Source organism: Chryseobacterium sp. 14P4.3.2, from assembly GCF_057799275.1.
On the sequence record NZ_JBYOKO010000013.1, the window covers coordinates 74977 to 97715 of the forward strand.

The following is a 22739-nucleotide window of genomic DNA, read 5'->3' on the forward strand; positions in this document are numbered from 1 at the left end:
GAATTTATGTAAATTTTATTTATTATTTCACTCTTTCTAAGTAGCTACCGTCTTCAGTACTTACTTTAATTCTGTCTCCAGGTTCAATGAACAAAGGAACCATTACTCTTGCACCTGTTTCAACGATCGCGTTTTTAAGAGCATTTGTTGCTGTATTTCCTTTTACTCCGGGATCAGCTTCAATAACATCCAGATATACTGATTGTGGAAGTTCAGCAGAAAGAGGTGTTTCGTCAGCTTCTTTCAAAATGATTGTCACTTCTTCACCAGCTTTCATAAACTGAGAGTTTTCAATCATCTCTTTGTTGATGTATAATTGAGAGAAGTCATCATTATTCATGAAGTGGAATCCGTTCTCATCATCGTAAAGATATTGGAATTTTCTTGTGATCACTTTTACTTCGTCAATTTTGTGTCCTGCAGAGAAAGTATTATCAATTACTTTACCGTTAGTCACTGACTTTAATTTTGTTCTTACGAAAGCAGGTCCTTTCCCTGGCTTTACGTGAAGGAACTCGATTACTTTAAAAATATCATTGCTATATTCGATGCAAAGACCTTTTCTTATATCGTTACTTGTTGCCATTACTATATATTATCTTTTTTTACTTAAATCTTTATTGACAGTAAGCGAATTTGCTTTTCAACTCTGCTTAGTTGCTATCTTTGCTTGTTCCGTAGCCTTTCACAATACCTCTTGGTGAGTTTTGGATAAACTGTAGAATTTCGTCTCTTTCTGCAGTAGGAAGCATTTCTTTTTCAATATATGCCAACGCTTGGGAAACGTTCATCTTCATCTGGAAGATTGCTCTGTAGATTTTTTGAATTTCGAAAATCTTTTCGTTGGAGAATCCTCTTCTTCTAAGTCCAACAGAGTTTATTCCTGCATAAGAAATAGGGTCTCTTGCTACTTTTACATAAGGAGGGATATCTTTTCTGATCAACGATCCACCGGAAATCATGGTATGTTTACCAATCTTACCAAACTGCTGTACAGCTGACAGACCGCCCATTACCGTAAAATCACCGATCTCCACGTGTCCTGCGATACCACATCCGTTGGCAATAATTACATTATCACCTATGATACAGTCATGCGCTACGTGTGAAGTAGCCATGATAAGGCAGTTACTTCCCACTTTTGTAAACCCTAGGGCTTTGGTTCCTCTGTTTACGGTTACACATTCTCTTAAGGTAGTGTTATCTCCAATGATCGTCTGCGTGTCTTCACCATCAAACTTCAAATCCTGAGGGATTGCAGAAATTACAGTGCCTGGAAAGATCTTACAGTCTTTTCCGATTCTTGCACCTTCCATAATAGTAACGTTGGAACCAATCCAGGTTCCTTCTCCAATTTCTACATCCCCAGCAATTGTAGTAAAAGGTTCTACAATTACATTTTTGCTGATTTTCGCACGTTTATCTACGGCTGCTAATTGATGAATCATTTAATCAACTTTATTTTTTGCAACTTGAGCCATAAGCTCTGCTTCTACTACCACTGAATCACCCACATATCCGTATCCCTGCATATGAACGATACCTCTTCTTATGGGCTCTATCAATTCAATTTTGAAAATAATAGTATCTCCGGGAACTACCTTTTTTTTGAACTTTACTTTATCAATTTTGATGAAATAAGTGGAATAGTTTTCAGGATCCGGAACACTTGCCAATACAAGAATACCTCCGGTCTGTGCAAGGGCTTCAACCTGAAGAACTCCCGGCATTACAGGCTCCTTAGGGAAGTGTCCTACAAAGAACGGTTCATTCATTGTTACATTTTTCAACCCTACTACATGAGAGTCTGAAAGCTCAAGAACCTTATCAATCAATAAGAATGGTGGTCTGTGCGGCATCAACTTCATAATTCCGTTGATGTCAAATACTGGTTCTTTGGTTAGATCAAAGTCAGGAACGTTTTTCTTTTTCTGCAATTTCCATTGGCGGTTCAGTTTTTTCGCAAACTGGGTATTTACAAAATGTCCCGGTTTGTTGGCAATAACTTTACCTTTGATTTTTACACCTGCCAAAGCTAAGTCACCGATTACATCCAGTAATTTGTGTCTAGCAGCTTCGTTAGGATAATTTAAATTAAGATTGTCAAGAATTCCGTTTGGTCTTATAGACACGTGGTCTTTTCCAAAGGCTTTCTTTAATTTTTCTGTTGTTTCAGGAGTAAGATCTTTGTCTACGTATACAATAGCATTAGAAATATCACCTCCTTTGATCAATCCGTGATCTAAAAGCATCTCCAATTCATGCAGGAAGCTGAAAGTTCTTGCTGATGAGATTTCGTCTTTAAATTCTGAGATATTTTTAAGAGTGGCATTTTGAGTTCCTAATACTTTAGTACCAAAATCTACCATAGTGGTTACCTCGTAGGTATCTGAAGGAATAATAGTAATTTCCGAACCTGTAGCCGGATCACTGTATGTAAGAACTTCTTTTACTACCAGATATTCTCTGGGAATATTTTGTTCTACGACTCCAACACTTTCAATAGCTTCAACAAAATATTTTGAAGATCCATCCAAAATAGGTGGCTCAGAAGCGTCCATTTCCAACATTGCATTGTCAATATCACAACCTACCAAGGCTGCTAAAAGATGTTCGCAAGTGGTAATTTTCACTCCTAATTTTTCCAATGTCGTTCCTCTCTCTGTTGCTACAACATAATTGACATCTGCTTCTACCTGAGGGTGACCCTCCAAGTCTGTTCTTACGAACACAAAACCTGTATTTTCTTTAGCAGGTTTAATGGTAAGTTTTACTTCTTTACCTGTGTGAAGTCCAATTCCGGAAAGGGTTACCTCTTCCTGAAGCGTTTTTTGCATATCACTCATTAGGATTATCTTTTGAGTTATTCTCAAGATTATTTATTCTGTTTACTATTTCAGTGAAATTTCTGAAATGAACATAACTTCTCAAATAGTCATTGTAACTGATGGCTGGTGAGCCATACAATGTCTCTTTATCATTAACACTGGAATTCACGCCGCTCTGCGCCTGAATTTTCACCTGGTTACCGATTTTAATATGTCCAACAATTCCAACCTGACCTCCAATTTGATTCCAGTCACCGATTGTGGTAGAGCCTGCAATTCCGGCTTGTGCCGCAATTACATTGTTCTGACCAATTTTCACATTGTGAGCAATCTGAATCAGATTATCTATTTTTGTTCCTTTTCCAATGATGGTAGATCCTATTGTAGCTCTGTCGATACTACAGTTTGAACCAATTTCTACATCATCTTCAATAATTACATTTCCAAGCTGCGGAATTTTTTTGAATCCTTCAGCGGTCGGCTGAAAACCAAAACCATCACCTCCTACTACCGTATTGGAATGAATCACACAATTGTCTCCGATGATACAGTAATCATAAATTCTGGCTCCACTGTCTATTTTACAGTTTTTACCAATCTTTACGCCTTTTCCTATGTACACATGCGGATAGATCTGCGATCCGTCACCAATTTTAGCCTTTTCCGAAACATATGTAAATGCTCCGATATAGGCATTATCACCTATCACAGCTGTATCATGGATGGATGAGCCATCTTCTATTCCTTCTTTTCTTCCTCTCATTTCCTGATATAAATTCATCAGGACCTGAAAAGAAAGATAAGCATCTTTTACTACGATTAAGGTAGGGATATAATTATTTTCATTCAGAAGTTTTTCTGAAATGATGATAACAGAACATTTAGAGGTATCTAAAAAATGAGAAAATCGATCTTGTGCTATAAAAGAAAGATGCCCTGATTCCCCATTTTCAATTGGTGAAACTCCCGTAATAAGTGCATTCTCGTCACCTATTATTTTTCCGTCAATAAAACTTGCAATTTGCGAAGCTGTAAATTCCATATTCTGCAAAGATAAGAAATTCTATAATTTGCAAACATTTTTTGGTTTCAGATCGTAAATTTTAATATTATTTAAGAATCTGACTGAGGGATATCTCTCGGAAACATAAGAATATAGCGTGTTGTTTTATTTACCATAAGACCCGATAAAAGCTGATCTTCAGACTCATGAAGTCTTGTTCTCTTCCCATTTTTCTGCAACAGATAGATAGGTTGCTTCTCTGCATGATACGGCAGAAGTTTTCTTTTTATCTCGTGTACCAATTCTTTTCCGTTATCAATTCCGAAAAATCGATTGGTATTTTCTACTTTTTCATCAATGATTTCCTGGCTGAAAGGATGTGACGAGATAATAGTTTTGGGTAAATTTCTTTGGATAACACATTTACACCAATATGACAGGATAAAATCATCTGAATTCTGCCATTCTTTCATTGCCTGAATGACATCATTATCATCAAGCTGGGTAAATCTTTCTACATCTTCATCTGTTGCTGCACTTTTCTCACGGTATAAAAAGTATTTTAAATTTTCTGTTGCAGGAAGCTCTTTCCCCTCAGCAACCAGATATTTTGCTCTTTCCAGGATTTTAACTAAAAGAAATTCTGCCAGTGCTGATGTCTTATGATAGTATACCTGCCAGTACATAAACATTCTTGCTGTCAGAAAATTTTCAATGGAATAAATTCCTTTTGCATCAACTACCAGTTCTCCTTCTTCGCAGACATTCATCATTGAAATAATTCTCTGGGTATTAATATTCCCTTCGGAAACTCCTGTAAAAAAGCTGTCTCTCTTCAGATAATCCAATCTGTCCACATCCAATTGAGAAGAAATAAGCTGATTGAAAAATTTCCTATGATATTTCCCCTGAAACATTTCAATAGCCATCGACAGTTGCCCCTGGAATTTCTCATTCAGTTTATGCATTAATAAAAGCGAAAGATTTTCATGATGCCAGTCATCCATCAGCATACTTTCCAGTGCATGAGAAAAGGGACCATGACCAATATCATGTAGTAAAATAGCCAGCATAGCTCCTTTTTCTTCTTCTTCAGAAATATCAACTCCTTTCTGTTTCAGAGTCTCCAGGGCAGTAAACATAAGGTGCATTGCTCCCAAAGCATGATGAAACCTTGTATGGGTAGCCCCCGGGAAAATCAAGTTTAAAAGTCCGGTCTGTCCGATTCGTCTTAATCTCTGAAAATAGGGATGTTCAACAATGTCAAATAAAATTTCGTGTGGAATTTTAATAAATCCATGAACAGGATCGTTGATGATTTTTAGCTTGTTCTGCATTGAAAGGTCAATATTAGTAAACAAAGTTAGGGATTTTAAATTTGAGGGTTTTATTAAATAACCGTTACAATCTCTGAAAACTTATATATCCGAGTTTTATGGCTTTTTACTTAATTTTTCAATTTTCTAAAACTTTTTTGCACCTGTTACATTAAAAATTTATCTTTGATAGAGAAACACAATAGCCTTTAATGAGGAAGTACTTTCTTTTCATTTTATTCTTTTTAAGTTTAAATTTTTCCGCACAGGTTTTATCTGAAACACAAAAACTGGAATCTCTATGCAGGGTCTGGGGATTTTTAAAATACTACCATCCTACTATAGCAAAAGGAAATACAGACTGGAATGAGCAGCTTATCCAAAAAATCGGGGAGCTTGAAAAGATTGACAATAAGGCCTCATTAAATCGTTTATACATGAACTGGATTGAAAGTTTGGGGGAAACTGATCCTTGTAAAGACTGCACAAAGACAGATAACAAGATCTATTTTCTTAAAAACTTTGATCTGAACTGGATCAACAATTCCAATATTTTCTCTGAAGATACTGCTCAGAAACTTCATTATATTGAGAATAACAGGAATACCGGAAACAATTATTATCTAGGAAAATCGGGAAAACAGATCTATTTCAGAAACGAGAATTCCTACGGTTCAACATTTACCTCCAAAGCAGTCGGTTTATTAGAATTATTCAGATACTGGAATTATGTGGAGTATTTTTTTCCCTATAAATATGAAACTGATGAAAATTGGAATGATGTACTCACAGAGATGATTCCCAAATTTCTCAACGTCAACAGTGATGAAAATTATCATTTAACATTAGCTGAGCTTGTTACTAAAACTGATGATTCTCATGCTTATCTCCATTCAAAACTCATAAGTCGCAGCCAATACGGCAACAGAAAAGTCCCGGTAGAATATTCATATGCGGAAGGGAAATTGGTAGTGACCCAAATCTACTCCAATAAACTTCATGAGAAAAACCCTTTATATATTGGAGACGTTATTTATGATATTGATGGGAAAACCATTCCGCAAATGGTGAACAGTTTCGGAAAGTATATTCCAGCCTCCAATTCCTGGGGTAAAGTTTACAAAGCAAAAAATCTATTTCTGCTCAGTAATAAAGATTCACTTTCTTTAAAAATTGAAAGAAACGGCCAAAACCTGGAGGTCATCTCCAAAACTTATTTCGCAAAAGATATTGTTTCTGAAAAAAATATACCCTCGGATAAATGGAAGTTTATCGATCAAAAGAAAGAGATCGGCTACGTAGATATGGGAACTATTGAAAAAAAAGATCTGGACGAAATGTACACTAATTTGAAATCGTCAAAATCTATTATTTTTGATCTCAGGAATTATCCAAAGCAAACCATCAGACCTTTAAGTTTTCTTTTGCTGCCACAATCTACGCCCTATTATCAGTTTAATTTTCCGGACACAGCTTATCCTGGTAAGTTTTACAGTATCACCAACAGTATTGGCAGAAAAAACCCGGAATACTATAAAGGCAATGTCATCGTTTTGGTAAATGAGAGTACCCAGAGCCAGGCAGAGACAACGGCAATGATGTTCAAGCAGCATCCAAAAGCCAAAGTAATAGGAAGCAATACTTCCGGCGCAAATGGGGATATTATTTCATTTAAAATTGCCGGACTCGATACCCGCTTTACGGGACTAGGTGCTTATTATCCTGACGGAAAAGAAACACAGAGAATCGGTATCATTCCTGATATTACAGTAAAACCTACTGTAGAAGGGATTAAAAAAGGAAAAGATGAAGCACTGGAAATTGCTTTGTTATATATAAAAACCAATAACTGAGTATTACAAAACGGAATCTGCTGCAAGGCATTTCCATTTAACTAATATTTAACTTTTAATATTTCTATTTTGTGAGATTTTAGAAGGATTTGGTCAACATTTTGATAGAATAATCATGTAAAAAATAAATTATGTCAGAAAAGATATTATGGATCGATGATGAAATAGATTTACTAAAACCTCATATCGTATTTTTGGAAAAAAAGGGTTACCAGGTAACTCCTGTCAATAATGTGAACGAGGCTTTGGAGCTTATGGATTCAGAGAAATTTGCTTTAACATTAATTGATGAAAATATGCCAGGCATCTCCGGTTTAGAAGCTATTCCTATGATTAAGGAGAAAGACAATTCCTTAAAAATAGTAATGGTTACCAAAAGTGAGGAAGAACACATTATGGAAGAAGCTATCGGTTCGCAGATTGCTGACTACATTCTAAAGCCCGTAAATCCGAATCAGATATTACTTTCATTAAAGAAAAACCTACAGCAGGATAACCTGGTGGAGCAAAAAACTATTTTACAGTACCAACAGGAATTCAGAAACCTTTCTATGGAGCTTTCTTATTTAAGAACTTATCAGGAATGGGCAGAATATTATAAAAAAATTCTTAGCTGGGAAATTAAATTTGATAAAGTAGCAGATAATGAATTTGCTGATCTTCTGCAATCACAGAAAGAGGAAGCTAATATTCAGTTTGCAAAGTTTATTGAAAAAAATTATGAACATTGGCTTACGGATTCTGACAAACCTATGATGAGCCACACGCTTTTCAAAGAAAAAGTAAAACCAGAGGTTGAGAAAGGCAAGGTTCTTTTATTAATGGTAGACAATCTCCGTTATGATCAGTGGAAAATGGTTGAACCGCTATTTACCAAGTATTATAATAAGATATCTGAAGATTATTATTACAGTATCCTTCCTACGGCTACTCAATATGCAAGGAATTCTTTCTTTGCAGGTTTAATGCCATCTGAAATTGAAAAACGCTTCCCGGATAAATGGTTTAATGATAATGAAGAAGGAAATAAGAATGAATTTGAGCGTGACTTTCTGGAAGACCAGATGAAAAGAATTGGTATTGGGTCAAAATCCATGAAGTATCTTAAAGTACTGAATGCCGATTTTGAAAGAAAGATTTATGACGATTTCAATCAGCACAAAAACAATGATCTTTTAGTTATTGTTTATAACTTCATTGATATTCTTTCACATGCCAAGACGGATAATCACATCGTAGATCAGCTTATTCGTGATGATAAGACATTCCGTTCCCTGACTTTAAACTGGTTTGAGAATTCTTCGCTATTAAAGATTATTAAAACAGCGGCTGAAAATGGGTATAAACTCGTTATTACCACAGATCACGGAACTGTATATGTTAAAAAGCCGAGCAAAGTAGTGGGAGACAGAGAAACGTCTACCAATATCCGATATAAAACAGGAAAAAGTTTAACTTATGATGATAGTGATGTATGGGCTATTACCAATCCTGAGAAATTATTTCTTCCAAAAGGAAATTTAAGTTCAAAATATATTTTTGCCAAAAACAATATATTCCTGGCTTATCCTAAAAACTACAATCATTTTGTAAATTACTATAAAGAAACCTATCAACATGGTGGAATATCACTGGAAGAATGTATTATTCCTATCAGTATTTTAGAACCCAAGTAGTTTTTTTCATAGTTTATTTAATTCTGGGTTTAAAGCGGAAAAAATCGATCGATTTTTTCCGCTTTTTTTTAAGGCACTTATTTTGCATGATTAAATGCATCCATTAAATAAATATAAACCTATGAAAAAAAGTATTTTTATCGCAGCAGCGCTGACCGCATTATTTTTAACTTCTTGTAATAAAGAAAAAAATGCAACCGCTACTCCTACTGTTACAGACAGTATTTCATCCAAGCCGGCTGACTCAGCAAACACTTCTGCTACTAAAGAGGATATTGTAAAAAGTACAGCAAAAGACAGTAGTGGAAAAACGCTGGATATGACTTTCAATAATACCAAGAATACAGCTACAATAGTTTTTAACAAAGAAACGATTGAATTACAGGGGCAAAAACCGGCTTCCGGAATCTGGTATAAGAATGATCATTATGAACTGAGAGGAAAGGGAGAGGAAATTGAACTAACAAAAGATGGTAAGGTAGTTTTTAAAAAGTAAAATATCTTACTAAAAGTTAAAAAGTCGGTTTTGAAATTCAGAACCGGCTTTTTAATTTTCCTACATTTGAAAAAATTTATTTTTATTTATGAAATTAATCACCTACAATGTCAACGGAATCAGAGCTGCTTTTACTAAGGATTTCTTAGGATGGCTGAAGACTGCTGATCCCGACATTATCTGCATTCAGGAGAGCAAGGCCGGAAACGACCAGATAGATATCGAAAGCCTTGAAAAACTGGGATATCACAGTTACTGGCATTCAGCGGTTAAAAAAGGGTATAGCGGGGTAGGAATCGCCTCCAAAGTAAAGCCTAATCATGTAGAGTACGGCTGCGGTATTGAAAGTTATGATAATGAAGGCAGAATCATCCGTGCTGATTTTGACGGATTTTCTGCTATTTCTGTTTATGTGCCGTCTGCGTCCAATATTGAAAGGCTGGAATTTAAAATGCAGTTTTGCCATGACTTTCTGGAGTATATTAAGAATTTAAAAAAAGAAATTCCTAACCTCATTATATCCGGTGATTTTAATATCTGTCATGAAGCGATCGATATTCATAATCCTGATGGTTTAAAAAATGTTTCGGGATTTCTTCCTATGGAAAGAGAATGGATGACCAATTTCATCAATGAATGTGAACTTATTGACAGTTTCAGGTTCTTTAACAATGAACCTGAAAATTATACATGGTGGAGCTACCGTCAGAATTCCCGGGCCAGAAATAAAGGCTGGAGATTAGATTACAACTTCGCTTCTTACACCTTAAAGGACAAACTCAGCCGGGCTGTTATTTTAAAAGAGGCTGTGCATTCCGACCACTGTCCCGCCATGCTTGAATTAGACTTATAATACCAGGTAAGTATATACCAACAAAAAGCCAGCTGAATCAGCTGGCTTTTTTAATTTAAATCATAAATTTAATCGATAATTTCATATTCCACCGGAATTGTACCATGACTGATATCCCCGATTTCATCGAACGCAGCTTTAGACATATCTAAAGATCTTGATGAATGGAAAGGCCCTCTGTCATTAATCCTCACTATTACTTCTTTCCCATTCTTAAGGTTCGTTACCTTAACGTTTGTTCCAAACGGAAGCGTTCTGTTTGCTGCAGTGAACTTTGAGTTATCAAAGATTTCTCCGCTAGCGGTTTTTCTACCATTAAATTTATCGTGGTAGTACGATGCATAACTTGTTTTTTTCGCATCTAAGGCATTACTTGTAAAAGAGTAAACACCTAAGGTTGAAATCATCATTATGATTACGAGAATGAATCTTTTCATCATTTTGAACTTTTATTGGTTTTGACGGAGCAAATGTATCAGGAATCTTTTTAAGTCGCTATTCAAATTGTTAAAAAATGTTAACAAAACATTAAAGATATCTTAACCAACCTTGTGACATCCTATGAATAGGGGCTTTAAAGTACATTGTTAAAGAGTGTTAAAAAAAAGCTTTAAATGTTAACATAATTAACTAATCTCTGCATAATTTAAAAATTCATGATATTAAATGTTCTGAAAATCAACACTTTACATAAAGTGAAAAATCACTAATTTGTCAAAAAATCACACCAAAAATAATAAAAGCTTTAAGAACTCATATCCGAAGAAAGTTTCTGACAGAAGCCTTTTAAAGTTATAAATACCTGCTTATAAAAATCAATTTAACATTGATCTGAATACTTTAATTACTACCAGAATAAAAATAACTTTATTATTAAATGATTATTTCAAAGAACTGAAACAAAAATAATCTATTTATTTCTAAAAATTATAAGATTTAAAGCAAAACTTGTGGAATGTTCAGACCAATTTATCTGCTTATAAAGCATGACCTCTTAAGAATGTTTAAAATAATAACACACCCTGGTGTAATCTGAAGAGATCTGTATAAAGTTATTTTAAGGTATCAAATGCTCTACAGGATGACAAATCGCACAGTTAAAATAAGCTATTATATTACTACTGTTTTATGAAATAGGTCTATCTCAAATTATTCAGATAACAGAAGTGCAAAGGCAACGTCAAAGTCATTAATGTTAAAGCCAAAAACTTCATACCAGAAGCCGAAGGAGTGAAAAATAGAATATTCTTTCAGATTAACCCATCTTTTTAGATAATTTCTATTTACGATTGCTCCTAAAGATGCGAAAGAAATATCCTTTGGTATCAAGCACAAAATAAAAAAACCAATGAGTAAATCATTGGTTTTATATGTAATTAAATAAAATTATTTTATTTTAAATATTCTAATATATACTCATAGGTATCCTGTGGATACACTACAGAAATACTTTGAGAGCCAGTAACAGCTGCACCAGTAGCAATGTCATATGAATATAAATCTCTTGCATAAACCACTTTATTACCATTACCTGTACCTGTACCTGCTTTTTTATAGATGGTAATACCGTACATGGATGTAATACCGGTAGGTGGAGTAATAGTTACAGCGGTAGAACCAGCTGCTGTTGTAAATTGACCTTTAACAGCATATACCTGAGTTCCGTCAACTAATGTGTTGGTAGCTGTTCCAGTAGCGGCATTTGTTACATTAAATTTAGGATCTGTAGCAGAACTTAGAAATGGTCTCCAAGTACCTCCTGTTGGAGAAGCACTACTATTATCATAGTACCAGAATCCTCTTGAAAGAGTACCTTGGGTAGCACCTGAAGCAGCAACACCTGTAGTAGCTGTATTATATACAATCATACCATCAAATCTATTGGGGTTGTTTGATGTATTATATAAAGTACCCTGGTTTGACAATGTCATTGCACTTAAGTCAGCTCTAGGATAGATCATCCCTTTACCATAGTTGGCATTATTGACTGTATTTGTAGTTGAAGCATCTAAAAACGCTGAAGAAGAAGGAATAGCTGAACCGGCATATCCCTGATTACCTTTAATTTGCCCAAACGCCATATTACCAAAAGATGATAGAACTAATGCAGCTACTATATATTGTAATTTTTTCATTTGTAATTAATTTAATAAATTTTTTATAATTTGTGTTTACTGTCCACCTAACGAATACCAATTAGTCCCATCAGTAATTAGCTCTGTTGCATACTGTTGAATACTTGAAAGAGTATTTGTCAAATAGTTAGAGTTAAGTGTTGTCAAAGTCTGCACACCACTTCCTGTTGAAATTAATGTTAATTTCTTACCAAGCATACTTACAGTAGGAGCAGGCAATTGGATATCACCGTTTACAGTTCCAGTAATAACTACAATATTTCCAACATCAGAAGCATTAATAGTCGTAACTGCTGCACCGGCAATAGTTCTGAAAGTAGGAATTGTAGGGGTAACTGCGCCACCTCCTAATGTTTTCCATACATTGTTACCAGATGTACCGTCATAGTAGTAAAACCCAGTTGCTGTAACATTTACAGTTTTACCTGTTCCATTACCACCTAAAGCAGTTACAAAAACAAGGGCTCCGTTCTGAGCACTTGGAGTTGCGGTACCGTCTGCATAGGCTGTGTTTTTGGCTTCTAATTCAGCTCTTGTTAAACGAGGGACTAACAAAGCATCAGGTCTAGTATTATCAGTAGTAGTAGCTACTACGTCTAAAGTTGCGGCAGGTGTGGTTGTGTTAATCCCCACTCTCCCTTGCTGAGCCTTGGAAAGCGCCGAAAGGCAAACCAGCATTGTTGCTGTTAATAAAATTTTTTTCATAAGTTTTTAAAGATTTTAATTACATTATTTTTCATCATTATTTTGCGTCATCGTTTCCTAATCCAGGAAAATGCATCCCAACTTGGGATTATTATATTTAAGCTAAAAATAATCAAAAAATTATAAATATTCTGTTTGAATTCAGCTCAAATTCAATAAATAACTTATTGGAAGCACATGATTTACAAAATTGCTTACGATGCAAATTTAAGATATAATTTTCTATTTTATACACTTTATAAAAGAAAATTAAAAATTCTTAATACCACAAAATGTTAATCGATTGAATTATAACTACATAAAGATTTCACAAAATAAGATAATTATGTTAAATTTCATTAACATCTTATTTTCTAACCATCACTTCATATTGATTAATAAGCTCTTAACTATATCAATTCTCCATATAAGTCAAATTCTTCTGCTGAGGTAATTTTAACCTCTGCAAAATCACCTATAGAAATGTATGTATCTTCCGCCGAAACAAGAACTGTATTATCTACATCCGGAGAATCGTATTCTGTTCTTCCTATAAAATAATTTCCTTCTTTACGGTCAAAAATACATCTGAAGACCTGTCCTACTTTTTCCTGGTTTTTCTCCCATGAAATCTGAGACTGCACTTCCATGATCTCTTCTACTCTTGCTTCTTTTACTTCCTGAGGGATATCATCTTCCAATACATAAGCAGTGGTATTCTCTTCATGGGAATAGGTAAAGCAGCCTAATCTGTCGAACTTCTGTTCTTTCACCCAATCTTTAAGTTCCTGGAATCTTTCTTCTGTTTCTCCCGGGTATCCTACAATAAGAGTTGTTCTGATGGCCATATCGGGAACTTTCTCTCTGAATTTTCCTAACAATGCATCTGTTTTTTCGTGGGTAGTTCCTCTTTTCATTGATTTCAACAAATCAGAGTTGATGTGCTGAAGAGGGATATCTATATAGTTACAAACTTTAGGTTCTTCACGGATAATATCCAGCACATCTTCAGGGAAGCCACTTGGGAAAGCATAGTGAAGTCTAATCCACTCTACTCCTTCTACTTTTACAAGTTCTTTCAAAAGATCCCCCAATGCTCTTTTCTTATAAATATCCAGGCCATAATAGGTAAGATCCTGAGCAATAAGAATAAGTTCCTTAGTTCCTTTTTTTGCTAATTTCTGAGCTTCAGAAACCAATTTTTCGATAGGTGTTGAAATATGTCCACCTCTCATCAAAGGAATTGCACAGAAAGAGCATGGTCTGTCACAACCCTCTGAAATTTTAAGATAAGCATAATGTTTGGGAGTGGTCGTTAATCTTTCACCTACCAGCTCATGTTTATAATCAGCACCAAGGTGCTTTAACAGGATGGGAAGATCTCTGGTTCCAAAATACTGATCAACATCAGGAATTTCTCTTATCAAATCCGGCTTATATCTTTCAGAAAGACAGCCAGTAACGAATACTTTTTCAACTTCACCTCTGTTTTTAGCCTCTACATAATCAAGGATTGTATTAATTGATTCTTCTTTAGCATTATCTATAAAGCCGCAGGTATTGATCACTACAATATCCCCACGGTCTTCGTGAACCACTTCTTTACCATTGGCTTTCAGCTGGCTCATTAATACTTCAGAATCATATACATTCTTGGAGCATCCAAGAGTAACTACATTGATTTTCTTCTTCCCTACAGATTTTGTACGCATCGTTTTGATTTTGAGTCTGCAAAGATACAAAATATTGAAGAGTTACTATCAAAAAAATGAAAACCACTTTATAAAAGTGGTTTTCAGGGATATACTTTAAAAGTTTTTTTCTTTGAATCCGGGAGCATTCTGATCTTTTTCTGAAAGTAGGGCATCTTTTTCATCAACCTTCCAGTTAATATCAAGATCCGGATCATTGAATTTCACGCTGCCTTCAGATTCTTTGTTATAAAAGTTATCACATTTATAAGAAAATACAGCATGGGTACTCAATACAGCAAATCCGTGTCCAAAGCCTCTGGGTACGTACAGCTGCAATTTGTTTTCAGCAGTCAGCTCAATTCCGAACCATTGTCCGAATGTAGATGAATCTTCTCTCAGATCCACTGCTACATCCCAAACACTTCCTTCAAGGCAGGATACCAGTTTTGCCTGTGCATGTTCTCCTTTTTGGAGATGCAATCCTCTTAATACACCATAAGAAGATTTGGAAATATTGTCCTGAACAAAATGGCCGTTCATTCCTGTAAGTTCTTCAAATTTTTTTTCATTGAACTTTTCAAAGAAGTAGCCTCTTTCATCTTCAAAAACTGTGGGCTCTATGATATAGCAATCTTTAAGCGGGGTTTCTTTAATTTTCATGATCGGGAAAAAAATCTATTTTAATATGGTTATTAATGTTCTAAATAAAATCTTTATATCGTTTTTGAAAGACATATTTTCCAAATACTCAAGATTCATTTTTACTTTATTTGGGAATAATATTTCATCATTATATGCTAAAGGGTCCTTCTGCATTTTCAAAAGGCTTTCTTCATTTCTATATTTTATGCTTGCTTCACAGGTGAGGCCAGGTTTCAGCTTCAGAACCTCCCTATCTGCTCCCACAAGCCTATCGTAATACCCTTCAATATCAGGTCTGGGTCCTACAAAGCTCATATCCCCTTTCAGAATATTAAATAATTGAGGAAGCTCATCCAGTTTAAATTTTCTGAGAAGCTGTCCTATTGCCGAACAGATCATCGTTTTCTCATGAATTGTTTTAAACTTAAAAATAATGAAAGGATCTCCGTACTGCCCTATTCTTTTTTGGAAAAAAATTCCGTTGGAAGAGGTATCCAAGCTTGTAATAACAAACAAAACAATCAGTAAAGGCATAAGAAAGATGAGCAATATAACTGCAAAAACTAAGTCAAAAATCACTTTCCAATATTTATACTGATTCATAAAGCAGACCGATATTATCTTTCGAAGAAGGTATGGATTACCTTCGCTATTCTTTCTCTATCTTCATCAGACAAATTAGAACCCGAAGGAAGACAAAGCCCATTGTCAAAAAGTTTTTCTGAAACAGTCCCACCATAGTAAGGTGTATTTTCAAAAACAGGCTGTAGATGCATCGGCTTCCAAAGAGGCCTTGATTCTATATTATCTTCTAAAAATGCAAATCTTAGGTCTTCTCTGTTTTTTCCTGTAATATCTGGATTGACAATGATTGCAGAAAGCCAGTGATTGGAATAAAAATATGAATTGGGTTCAGAGAATACCTCTACCCCATCAATATCTTTAAAAATCTCAACGTAAAAGTCATGCATTGCCCTTCTCGCTTCAACGCGATCTTTTAACACTTCCATCTGACCTCTTCCTATTCCGGCAACAATATTACTCATTCTGTAGTTGAACCCAATATGAGAATGCTGATAGTGAGGTGCATTGTCACGTGCCTGAGTGGATAAGAACACTATTTTATCTTTATCTTCTTTTGTGTGGCTTACCAATGCACCACCTCCTGAAGTGGTTATAATTTTATTTCCGTTAAAGCTCAGAACCCCGAAACGTCCGAATGTTCCACAAGCCTGGCCTCTATATGTTGACCCTAAAGCTTCTGCTGCATCTTCAATCAGATCTATTCCGAATTCTTTCGAAATAGCAGTAATCTCATCCATTTTTGCCGGCATCCCATACAAATGAACAACAATAATGGCCTTCGGTTTTTTGCCTTTTAGAATTCTGTCTTCAATCGCTTCTCTTAAAGCTTTTGGACAAATATTCCAAGTTTCTTCTTCACTATCAACAAAAACAGGATTTGCACCACAGTAAGCTATGGGGTTTGCAGATGCTGAAAATGTCATAGACTGACAAATCACTTCATCTCCATATTGAACACCAGCTTCAATCAAAGCAAGATGAATTGCCGCTGTTCCTGCTGATAAGGCAGCGACTTTCACGTCTTTATTTAAAAATTTCTCTAAGTCTTCTTCAAAGCCATTTACATTAGGTCCTAATGGAGCGATCCAGTTTTCTGTAAAGGCTTCGTTGATATATCTTTGTTCATTACCTCCCATATGTGGTGAGGATAACCAGATTTTTGAATTCATAATAGTTTATTAATATTCGTCGTATGAAATGGTTAATTCTTTCGAAGTGGGAACGGATTGACAGCTTAAAATAAAACCATCTTCAATTTCGTAGTCCATTAAAACATCAGTCTCTTTCATATTCACAGTTCCTGAAATTACTTTTCCTACACAACTGCTGCAATTCCCTTTTTTGCAGGAGTATGGAACATCCAAACCTACCTCCAGTAAAGATTCAAGGAGGTTTTTCTTATGATCAACAGTTACGTAATGAGACTCCTGATCAATAATTACTTCAACTTTAGTCTCCCCAGATTTTACGGTTTCAGAAATGATCTCTTCAATCCCAACTTCATTTTCTAAAGAATAAAAAAGTTCACTTTTAATGATTTCCTTTGGAATTTCAATAGAAAGAAGGTAATCATGAACCGTTTTAATCAATTCCTCGGGCCCGCAGGTATAAAATTCTGAAAAACTTTTCACATCTAATTGCTGATGAATTTTAGTCTGTAAAAAATCATGATCAATTCGCCCAAAATAATGATTATCATATTTTTTCCGGCTAAAGATGTAAATTACTTTTAAAGTATCCTTAAACTGAGATTCCAAAGAACTCAGCTGATCACGGAAAATAGTATCCTCAATTTGCTTATTGGCAAAAAGTAATGTAATCTTAGTTAACGGTTCATTATTCAGAATGTTTTTAACAATAGAAATAATGGGGGTAATTCCGCTTCCCGCAGCCACTAAAAAAATATTTTTGGCAGAGCTATCTGCTATATGATAAACAAACCGGCCCTCGGGTAAGCCTACATCTAAATAATCTCCAACTTCAATGCGGTCTTTAATAAAAGTTGAAAATACGCCACCATTAATTGCTTTTACAACCACCGAAAGACTATTTTCTTCAGGGCTTGTACAAATTGAGTAAGATCTTCTGATTTCATCATTGTTGATTTCAGATTTCAAAGTAACATATTGACCTGATTCAAAAACAAAAGAATTCTTAAGCTCTTCGGTTATATCAAAAGTCAATAGTACAGCATCATCAGTCAAAAATGACTTATCAAATACTTTGAGTTTGTGAAATACATTTCTCATTGGTGTCATTAAAATATTTTTTTTGCAGGGTTACCTACATAGGTTCCAGACTCTTTAATATTTCTGAAAACTACACTTCCAGCTCCGATAATAGTATTATCTGCAATTTTTACTCCCGGATAGATTGTAGAACCTGTTCCTATCAATACATTTTTCCCAATCCGACAGTTTCCTCCTAAATCTACATTTGCCATGATATTAGTAAATTCGTCTATAAAAACATCATGTCCAATCTGGCTTCCGCAGTTGATAAATACCCCTTTTGACACCTCCGCATCACAGGATATTAAAACATTTGAAAACAACACGACCGACTGGTCTATTTTGGCTCTGTCACCAAAAATACAAGTGTGGTGAGCAAAACCCTGTATTTTTGAAGGTTCAGTATTAGAAAAAATAGTTCTTTTCACTTCAGAGCTGTTAATTGCCAACAAGATACTTTCGTACCTGTTCAAATCATTATTAGATAAGGAATCAATTACTTTCAGATCAAGATTAAATGGATCTAAAGCAGTCAGATTATCATCTACAAATCCCACAATATTTGGAACGTTGCCTTTAAATTTGCGAGAGTGATTGATAAAACTCAAAAGTTCTCTTCCAAAGCCTCCGGCTCCAATAATTACAGATTCTTTACTGTATTGAATACCCTCCATCGATTATTATATTTTGACCTGTAATCCATTTTGAACCACTAGATATTAAAAATTTTATTGTAGGAACCACATCTTCTGTTTTTCCGATTCCAAGAGGATGCATTTCTAAAATATCCTTTACGTTATCTTCGCTCAATTGAGAGAAAAGATTTTGTGTCATCGGAGTATCAACAACACCAGGAAGCACTGCATTTATTCTTATTTTTCTTTTTGCAAATTCCAAAGCAGCTGACTTTACCAAACCTACTACGGCCGATTTTGTAGAGCAATAACCTATTTTTCCAGGTTGTCCCAACACTCCCATTACTGAAGACATGAAAACTACACTTGCTCCGTCATTACTATATTTTTTCTTTGTGAAATGTCTTAATAACTCGATTCCCGAAAATACATTAAGCTTATATATCCTTTCAATTTTTTCAGGATTGTATAATGTAAGGGGAACTGTTTCTTCCATTCCTGCACAATGTATGAGCGCATCGAATTTTTCAGAAAAGTCTAAGTTTTTAAATAAATTTTCAATTTCTGAAACTTCTGATAAATCTAAAGGACAGCAAACAACATTATCTTTAGCCTCATCTAAAAAATCCTGAATTTTTTCAAAATTTCGTGCTACAGCCACTACTTTATGGCCGTCCTTCACAAGATCTTTCATGGTTTCAAAGCCAATTCCTGAAGTAGCTCCGGTAAGAATAATATTCATTTAATCAATGTATTTTTTATAGTTTTTCTGAAATTCGCACACCCTTGCTTCTTCATCACTTAATTCTCCGGTAAAAGGCGATTTTTTCACCCCAATCTGAACTTTTTCACAAATTGTTTTATCCTCATCAAAAACCTTTCTGTTGAAACTTACCAGTGACTCTTTATAAATTTTTTCTAAAGTAGGATTTACTTTTTCGTCTTCTTTCTTTGTCAAGAAAACATAGCTTACAAATTTTGACGAATTACTGTCAATGGGAGTAATATATGATAAATTAAAAGAAACACCATAGGTACTTGAAATCAAAACATTAGGAAATACAACAAGATGCTTATATCCAGAAATTTTGTATTCACGGTTTTGATAAGGTGAATGAATTTTAGCATTTTTACCTTCATTTTCGCCTGCCAGAAGAGTTGCATCCCAAACAGAGTGTTCTTTAATGAAAGTAAATTCCATTCCTCCAGCACCTAATTTTTTAAAGGTCTCTTCATGAATAAGATTTACGTGATAACTTTCTAAAGTATTTTCAACTAAAATTTTCCAATTGGCATTAATGATCATGTCATTAACATCCACCAATTCTCCAAAATTATTACTCATTTTTTCAACCTCTTCGAAAAGATCTCCCATAAAATCTTTCAATTCTGAAGGATCATTGGAAAGGTTAACAAAGACAAGTTCTCCACAAAAATCTACTTTATATTCTTTAAGTTTTAAGCATTCCAGCTCGTCTTTGGTGAATTTAAATAAAGGTTTCTTTGGAATTCCTGCAGGAATTCCTTTATCATTGTATGCCCATCCATGATAAGGACACATCAAAGGCCTGTTACCAGACTGCTCAACTTGAATAATTGAGTGTCTGTGTGAACAGATATTTTTAAATGCTTTTATCGTACCTCTACAGTTTTGTACAACTACCGGAATTCCTCCGATATCCTGAGTGATAAAATCATCTTCTTCTTTTAAAAAAGATTTAAAACCTACAAAGCACCAAGTTTGCTGAAACAAAAGTTCATGTTCTTTTTCTAAAACATCATTTCTGTAATAATGCTCGGGAAGTATTAATGCTTTCATGTTTATATTTCTTTTAATGGTAAAATTTTAGTTTCTGATAAATTAATGATACAGTTTCCCCAGGACAAGCCTGAACCATAGCCGCTGCATAGAACTCTGCTTTTATTAGTAAGCAGATCTAAATTAGTTGTGATCAGCAACGGAATGGTTACTCCACTTGTATTTCCGAAACGTTCAATATTTATCGGGACTTTATGAGTATCAATTCCCAATATAGAGCTTATCTGCTTAATGATAAATCTATTGGACTGATGAAAGAAGAAACCATCAATTTCCGATAAGTCTACTGATGATTCCTCCTGAATTTTTTTAATACTAGGAGCTACTTCTCTTAATGTAAAATCAAAAACCTTTGCTCCATTCATATTGAGATAAAGATTTGATTCATTTTCAGAATCAAAACTATCTTTTGTAATACTTTTTCTATAACCTCCTTCAGGAATTATAATAGCTTCATGATTAGTTCCGTCTGAAAAGAAATTGAAATATGACTTATCGGCACTCCCTCTTTTTGAAACCAAAATAGCGGAGGCAGCATCACCAAACAGCATGTTGGTACTTTTATCAGTAGGTGACAAAATCTTTGACAGGGTTTCTCCGATGATCAATAATACTTTTTCTCCTTCTCTTAAAGTAGAAGCAATGGAAAAAGCCGTGCTCAATCCCTGAACAAAACCTGCACAACCAGCATTGATATCAAAACATAAAATTTCCTGTTGTAATCCCAATCTGTCTTGCAGAATATTGGATGTAAAGGGAATTTTGTAATCTGAGGTCTGTGAAAGAAAAATAAGACTTTTAATCTCATTTTTGTCAACCAGCTTTAGTATTTCTTCTGCAGCTGCAAATCCCAGATCTGATGCTGTCACATCTTTATGAGCCCATCTTCTCTCTTTGATTCCAACTGTTTTTTCAAAAACTCTTATTTCTTTTTCTGTTAACAATGTTGAAAAAAAAGAATTCCCTACTGTATGAATCGGAACACTGGAACTGATATAATCTATCGAAACATTATTAAACTCCTGAAACATAATTAATCAAATTTATCTTCTCCGATTTTTTCAACTAAAGAATTTACTGTTGTAATTTTAGCAATATCATCACCGTTTAACAATACTCCAAAGTTATCTGATACAAAACCGATAAGGATCATCGCTGCCATAGAGTCCCATTCTTCTAATTGAGAAAGATCCGTTTCCGGAGTCAAATCAATTTCCAATTCTAATTCTTCCTGTAATTGTGATGTAAAATCTGCAATATTCATTATATTATATTCTTAAAGTTTATTATTTATTTTAATTATTCCGCCTGACCAAGATAACCCTACCCCAAATCCTACAATTCCGAGGGTGAGCTCTTTATCTTCATCCAGACTGTCTGTATATCTTTTTAAAGCAATCGGGATGGTACATGACACTGTATTTCCCCCGTTTGAAAGATCATTATAGAAGTTTTCCTTATCTATTTTAATTCTTTTTCTGAGAAAATCTAACATAAAAGAATTGGCTTGGTGGAAAACAAACTGATCAACCTGCCCTATATCCATCCTATTTTCTTCCATAATTTCTTTCACAAAATTAGGAATGGCTTTGGTCGTAAAGTTAAAAATTTCAGGACCGTTCATATACAAATGATTATCTGTATATACATTATCAGTGCCATACTCAATTTCTTCTGCGCCAGGATCCAAAGGAAATCTACTGCAACCGTTTTTGATAATCAATTTATCGTACCCAGAACCGTCCGTACCAAATTTAAACTTTAAAATATTATCATTTTCAGTTTTACTGATAAGTGTTGCAGCTGCAGCGTCGCCAAATATAGACCTGTTTGTTTTATCTTTCGGATGTATAAATTTTGAATAGGTTTCGGCAGTAACCAATAAGACATTTTCTACCTGACCTGAAGAGATAAGAGCATTTGCTAAATTCACTCCATAGGTAAAACCAGAACATCCTAGGTTAAAATCCAATGCACCTATATCTGTTCTTAAACCTAATTTATCCTGAAGAATACAAGCCGTAGTTGGCAAAAAGTATTCGGGACTTTGTGTACAATATAGAATGTAGTCTATCTTTTGCTTATCAAAACTTTCAAACAATTTATTACATGCTTTCTCAGCAAGATCTAAACCGGTTTCGTTTTCGCTTACAATATATCTTTTTTGAATACCTACTTTCTCTTCAAACCTTTCAAAATCGTAATCCGGAAAATCTTTTTTCAGATCTTCATTGGTAACTACAATTTCAGGAAATACATATTCTATTTTTTTTATTTGTGCTCCCATAT

Annotated in this window: 23 protein-coding genes; 4 read left to right on the plus strand and 19 right to left on the minus strand. The window is 34.6% G+C overall.

All coding sequences use genetic code 11. The features are described from left to right. Window positions 1-22: 22 nt before the first annotated feature. The 5 genes from efp to AC27VX_RS17620 form a co-directional block, all read right to left on the minus strand. Window positions 23-586 (minus strand): elongation factor P, encoded by a 564-nt coding sequence (efp, locus tag AC27VX_RS17600; RefSeq protein WP_236855717.1) that lies wholly within the window; start codon window positions 584-586, stop codon window positions 23-25. Between the two features lie 67 nt (window positions 587-653). Then, window positions 654-1448 (minus strand): acyl-ACP--UDP-N-acetylglucosamine O-acyltransferase, encoded by a 795-nt coding sequence (lpxA, locus tag AC27VX_RS17605; protein ID WP_292012145.1) that lies wholly within the window; start codon window positions 1446-1448, stop codon window positions 654-656. Next, window positions 1449-2846: a bifunctional UDP-3-O-[3-hydroxymyristoyl] N-acetylglucosamine deacetylase/3-hydroxyacyl-ACP dehydratase gene (locus AC27VX_RS17610; RefSeq protein WP_236855719.1), complete on the minus strand. Its 1398-nt coding sequence runs from the start codon at window positions 2844-2846 to the stop codon at window positions 1449-1451. Continuing rightward, window positions 2839-3870, minus strand: a complete 1032-nt coding sequence (lpxD, locus tag AC27VX_RS17615; protein WP_236855720.1) for a UDP-3-O-(3-hydroxymyristoyl)glucosamine N-acyltransferase — start codon at window positions 3868-3870, stop codon at window positions 2839-2841. Before lpxD ends, AC27VX_RS17610 begins: the two co-directional genes overlap by 8 nt. A 71-nt stretch (window positions 3871-3941) precedes the next feature. Then, window positions 3942-5168: an HD domain-containing protein gene (locus AC27VX_RS17620; protein WP_236859524.1), complete on the minus strand. Its 1227-nt coding sequence runs from the start codon at window positions 5166-5168 to the stop codon at window positions 3942-3944. Window positions 5169-5359: 191 nt separating this feature from the next. On the opposite strand from AC27VX_RS17620, the gene AC27VX_RS17625 reads away from it, so the two are divergent. The 4 genes from AC27VX_RS17625 (at window position 5360) to AC27VX_RS17640 (ending at window position 10025) form a co-directional block, all read left to right on the plus strand. Continuing rightward, a complete protein-coding gene (locus AC27VX_RS17625) occupies window positions 5360-7000 on the plus strand; it encodes a S41 family peptidase (protein WP_488696957.1) in 1641 nt (546 codons plus the stop codon). A 131-nt stretch (window positions 7001-7131) separates the two neighbouring features. Next, window positions 7132-8676, plus strand: a complete 1545-nt coding sequence (porX, locus tag AC27VX_RS17630) for a T9SS response regulator signal transducer PorX (protein ID WP_236855722.1) — start codon at window positions 7132-7134, stop codon at window positions 8674-8676. Window positions 8677-8797: 121 nt separating this feature from the next. Beyond that, complete coding sequence (locus AC27VX_RS17635) at window positions 8798-9172, plus strand: MliC family protein (protein ID WP_488696960.1); 375 nt, start codon at window positions 8798-8800, stop codon at window positions 9170-9172. Between the two features lie 88 nt (window positions 9173-9260). Then, window positions 9261-10025: an exodeoxyribonuclease III gene (locus tag AC27VX_RS17640; protein WP_236855724.1), complete on the plus strand. Its 765-nt coding sequence runs from the start codon at window positions 9261-9263 to the stop codon at window positions 10023-10025. A 68-nt stretch (window positions 10026-10093) separates the two neighbouring features. Here AC27VX_RS17640 and AC27VX_RS17645 read toward each other — a convergent pair whose 3' ends face one another. The 14 genes from AC27VX_RS17645 to AC27VX_RS17710 form a co-directional block, all read right to left on the minus strand. Continuing rightward, on the minus strand, window positions 10094-10465 hold the full coding sequence (locus AC27VX_RS17645; protein WP_236855725.1) for a septal ring lytic transglycosylase RlpA family protein: 372 nt from the start codon (window positions 10463-10465) through the stop codon (window positions 10094-10096). 951 nt (window positions 10466-11416) lie between these two features. Next, complete coding sequence (locus tag AC27VX_RS17650) at window positions 11417-12160, minus strand: hypothetical protein (protein WP_236855727.1); 744 nt, start codon at window positions 12158-12160, stop codon at window positions 11417-11419. Between the two features lie 36 nt (window positions 12161-12196). Next, window positions 12197-12865, minus strand: coding sequence for a hypothetical protein (locus AC27VX_RS17655; protein ID WP_300686415.1), 669 nt, complete (start codon window positions 12863-12865; stop codon window positions 12197-12199). A gap of 389 nt (window positions 12866-13254) precedes the next feature. Continuing rightward, complete coding sequence (rimO, locus tag AC27VX_RS17660; RefSeq protein WP_236855729.1) at window positions 13255-14556, minus strand: 30S ribosomal protein S12 methylthiotransferase RimO; 1302 nt, start codon at window positions 14554-14556, stop codon at window positions 13255-13257. Window positions 14557-14652: 96 nt separating this feature from the next. Beyond that, window positions 14653-15198, minus strand: coding sequence for a dTDP-4-dehydrorhamnose 3,5-epimerase (gene rfbC, locus AC27VX_RS17665; protein WP_236855730.1), 546 nt, complete (start codon window positions 15196-15198; stop codon window positions 14653-14655). 15 nt (window positions 15199-15213) lie between these two features. Continuing rightward, window positions 15214-15783 carry a sugar transferase gene (locus tag AC27VX_RS17670; protein ID WP_262912482.1) on the minus strand — a complete coding sequence of 190 codons (570 nt, stop codon included), beginning with the start codon at window positions 15781-15783 and terminating at the stop codon, window positions 15214-15216. Window positions 15784-15797: 14 nt separating this feature from the next. Continuing rightward, entirely contained in the window at window positions 15798-16934 is a 1137-nt protein-coding gene (locus AC27VX_RS17675) for an aminotransferase class I/II-fold pyridoxal phosphate-dependent enzyme (RefSeq protein ID WP_488696965.1), read from the minus strand. A gap of 9 nt (window positions 16935-16943) precedes the next feature. Next, a complete protein-coding gene (locus tag AC27VX_RS17680) occupies window positions 16944-18023 on the minus strand; it encodes a ferredoxin--NADP reductase (RefSeq protein WP_300686413.1) in 1080 nt (359 codons plus the stop codon). Then, on the minus strand, window positions 18023-18670 hold the full coding sequence (locus AC27VX_RS17685) for a NeuD/PglB/VioB family sugar acetyltransferase (RefSeq protein ID WP_300686411.1): 648 nt from the start codon (window positions 18668-18670) through the stop codon (window positions 18023-18025). The genes AC27VX_RS17680 and AC27VX_RS17685 overlap by 1 nt, the downstream gene beginning before the upstream one ends. Next, window positions 18648-19373, minus strand: a complete 726-nt coding sequence (locus AC27VX_RS17690; protein WP_488696968.1) for an SDR family NAD(P)-dependent oxidoreductase — start codon at window positions 19371-19373, stop codon at window positions 18648-18650. The genes AC27VX_RS17685 and AC27VX_RS17690 overlap by 23 nt, the downstream gene beginning before the upstream one ends. Next, on the minus strand, window positions 19374-20450 hold the full coding sequence (locus tag AC27VX_RS17695; RefSeq protein WP_236855736.1) for an aromatic ring-hydroxylating oxygenase subunit alpha: 1077 nt from the start codon (window positions 20448-20450) through the stop codon (window positions 19374-19376). It abuts the gene before it with no gap. A 2-nt stretch (window positions 20451-20452) separates the two neighbouring features. After that, window positions 20453-21481, minus strand: a complete 1029-nt coding sequence (locus tag AC27VX_RS17700) for a 3-oxoacyl-ACP synthase III family protein (protein WP_488696970.1) — start codon at window positions 21479-21481, stop codon at window positions 20453-20455. Window positions 21482-21483: 2 nt separating this feature from the next. Then, the gene (locus AC27VX_RS17705; protein ID WP_236855738.1) at window positions 21484-21714 is read right to left on the minus strand and encodes an acyl carrier protein; all 231 of its coding nucleotides are present in this window, start codon (window positions 21712-21714) and stop codon (window positions 21484-21486) included. A gap of 12 nt (window positions 21715-21726) precedes the next feature. Next, on the minus strand, window positions 21727-22737 hold the full coding sequence (locus AC27VX_RS17710) for a 3-oxoacyl-ACP synthase III family protein (RefSeq protein ID WP_300686405.1): 1011 nt from the start codon (window positions 22735-22737) through the stop codon (window positions 21727-21729). Window positions 22738-22739: the final 2 nt, after the last annotated feature.

What these genes read in the sequence shown, in the direction of transcription:
- AC27VX_RS17690 (WP_488696968.1), bottom strand. Translation starts at nt 19,373, where the DNA reads ATGAATATTATTCTTACCGGAGCTACTTCAGGAATTGGCTTTGAAACC.
- AC27VX_RS17685 (WP_300686411.1), bottom strand. Translation starts at nt 18,670, where the DNA reads ATGGAGGGTATTCAATACAGTAAAGAATCTGTAATTATTGGAGCCGGA.
- AC27VX_RS17640 (WP_236855724.1), top strand. Translation starts at nt 9,261, where the DNA reads ATGAAATTAATCACCTACAATGTCAACGGAATCAGAGCTGCTTTTACT.
- AC27VX_RS17650 (WP_236855727.1), bottom strand. Translation starts at nt 12,160, where the DNA reads ATGAAAAAATTACAATATATAGTAGCTGCATTAGTTCTATCATCTTTT.
- AC27VX_RS17645 (WP_236855725.1), bottom strand. Translation starts at nt 10,465, where the DNA reads ATGATGAAAAGATTCATTCTCGTAATCATAATGATGATTTCAACCTTA.
- AC27VX_RS17675 (WP_488696965.1), bottom strand. Translation starts at nt 16,934, where the DNA reads ATGAATTCAAAAATCTGGTTATCCTCACCACATATGGGAGGTAATGAA.
- AC27VX_RS17625 (WP_488696957.1), top strand. Translation starts at nt 5,360, where the DNA reads ATGAGGAAGTACTTTCTTTTCATTTTATTCTTTTTAAGTTTAAATTTT.
- porX (WP_236855722.1), top strand. Translation starts at nt 7,132, where the DNA reads ATGTCAGAAAAGATATTATGGATCGATGATGAAATAGATTTACTAAAA.
- rimO (WP_236855729.1), bottom strand. Translation starts at nt 14,556, where the DNA reads ATGCGTACAAAATCTGTAGGGAAGAAGAAAATCAATGTAGTTACTCTT.
- AC27VX_RS17680 (WP_300686413.1), bottom strand. Translation starts at nt 18,023, where the DNA reads ATGACACCAATGAGAAATGTATTTCACAAACTCAAAGTATTTGATAAG.
- AC27VX_RS17695 (WP_236855736.1), bottom strand. Translation starts at nt 20,450, where the DNA reads ATGAAAGCATTAATACTTCCCGAGCATTATTACAGAAATGATGTTTTA.
- efp (WP_236855717.1), bottom strand. Translation starts at nt 586, where the DNA reads ATGGCAACAAGTAACGATATAAGAAAAGGTCTTTGCATCGAATATAGC.
- AC27VX_RS17655 (WP_300686415.1), bottom strand. Translation starts at nt 12,865, where the DNA reads ATGAAAAAAATTTTATTAACAGCAACAATGCTGGTTTGCCTTTCGGCG.
- AC27VX_RS17635 (WP_488696960.1), top strand. Translation starts at nt 8,798, where the DNA reads ATGAAAAAAAGTATTTTTATCGCAGCAGCGCTGACCGCATTATTTTTA.
- AC27VX_RS17620 (WP_236859524.1), bottom strand. Translation starts at nt 5,168, where the DNA reads ATGCAGAACAAGCTAAAAATCATCAACGATCCTGTTCATGGATTTATT.
- AC27VX_RS17705 (WP_236855738.1), bottom strand. Translation starts at nt 21,714, where the DNA reads ATGAATATTGCAGATTTTACATCACAATTACAGGAAGAATTAGAATTG.
- AC27VX_RS17700 (WP_488696970.1), bottom strand. Translation starts at nt 21,481, where the DNA reads ATGTTTCAGGAGTTTAATAATGTTTCGATAGATTATATCAGTTCCAGT.
- lpxD (WP_236855720.1), bottom strand. Translation starts at nt 3,870, where the DNA reads ATGGAATTTACAGCTTCGCAAATTGCAAGTTTTATTGACGGAAAAATA.
- AC27VX_RS17670 (WP_262912482.1), bottom strand. Translation starts at nt 15,783, where the DNA reads ATGAATCAGTATAAATATTGGAAAGTGATTTTTGACTTAGTTTTTGCA.
- AC27VX_RS17710 (WP_300686405.1), bottom strand. Translation starts at nt 22,737, where the DNA reads ATGGGAGCACAAATAAAAAAAATAGAATATGTATTTCCTGAAATTGTA.
- rfbC (WP_236855730.1), bottom strand. Translation starts at nt 15,198, where the DNA reads ATGAAAATTAAAGAAACCCCGCTTAAAGATTGCTATATCATAGAGCCC.
- AC27VX_RS17610 (WP_236855719.1), bottom strand. Translation starts at nt 2,846, where the DNA reads ATGAGTGATATGCAAAAAACGCTTCAGGAAGAGGTAACCCTTTCCGGA.
- lpxA (WP_292012145.1), bottom strand. Translation starts at nt 1,448, where the DNA reads ATGATTCATCAATTAGCAGCCGTAGATAAACGTGCGAAAATCAGCAAA.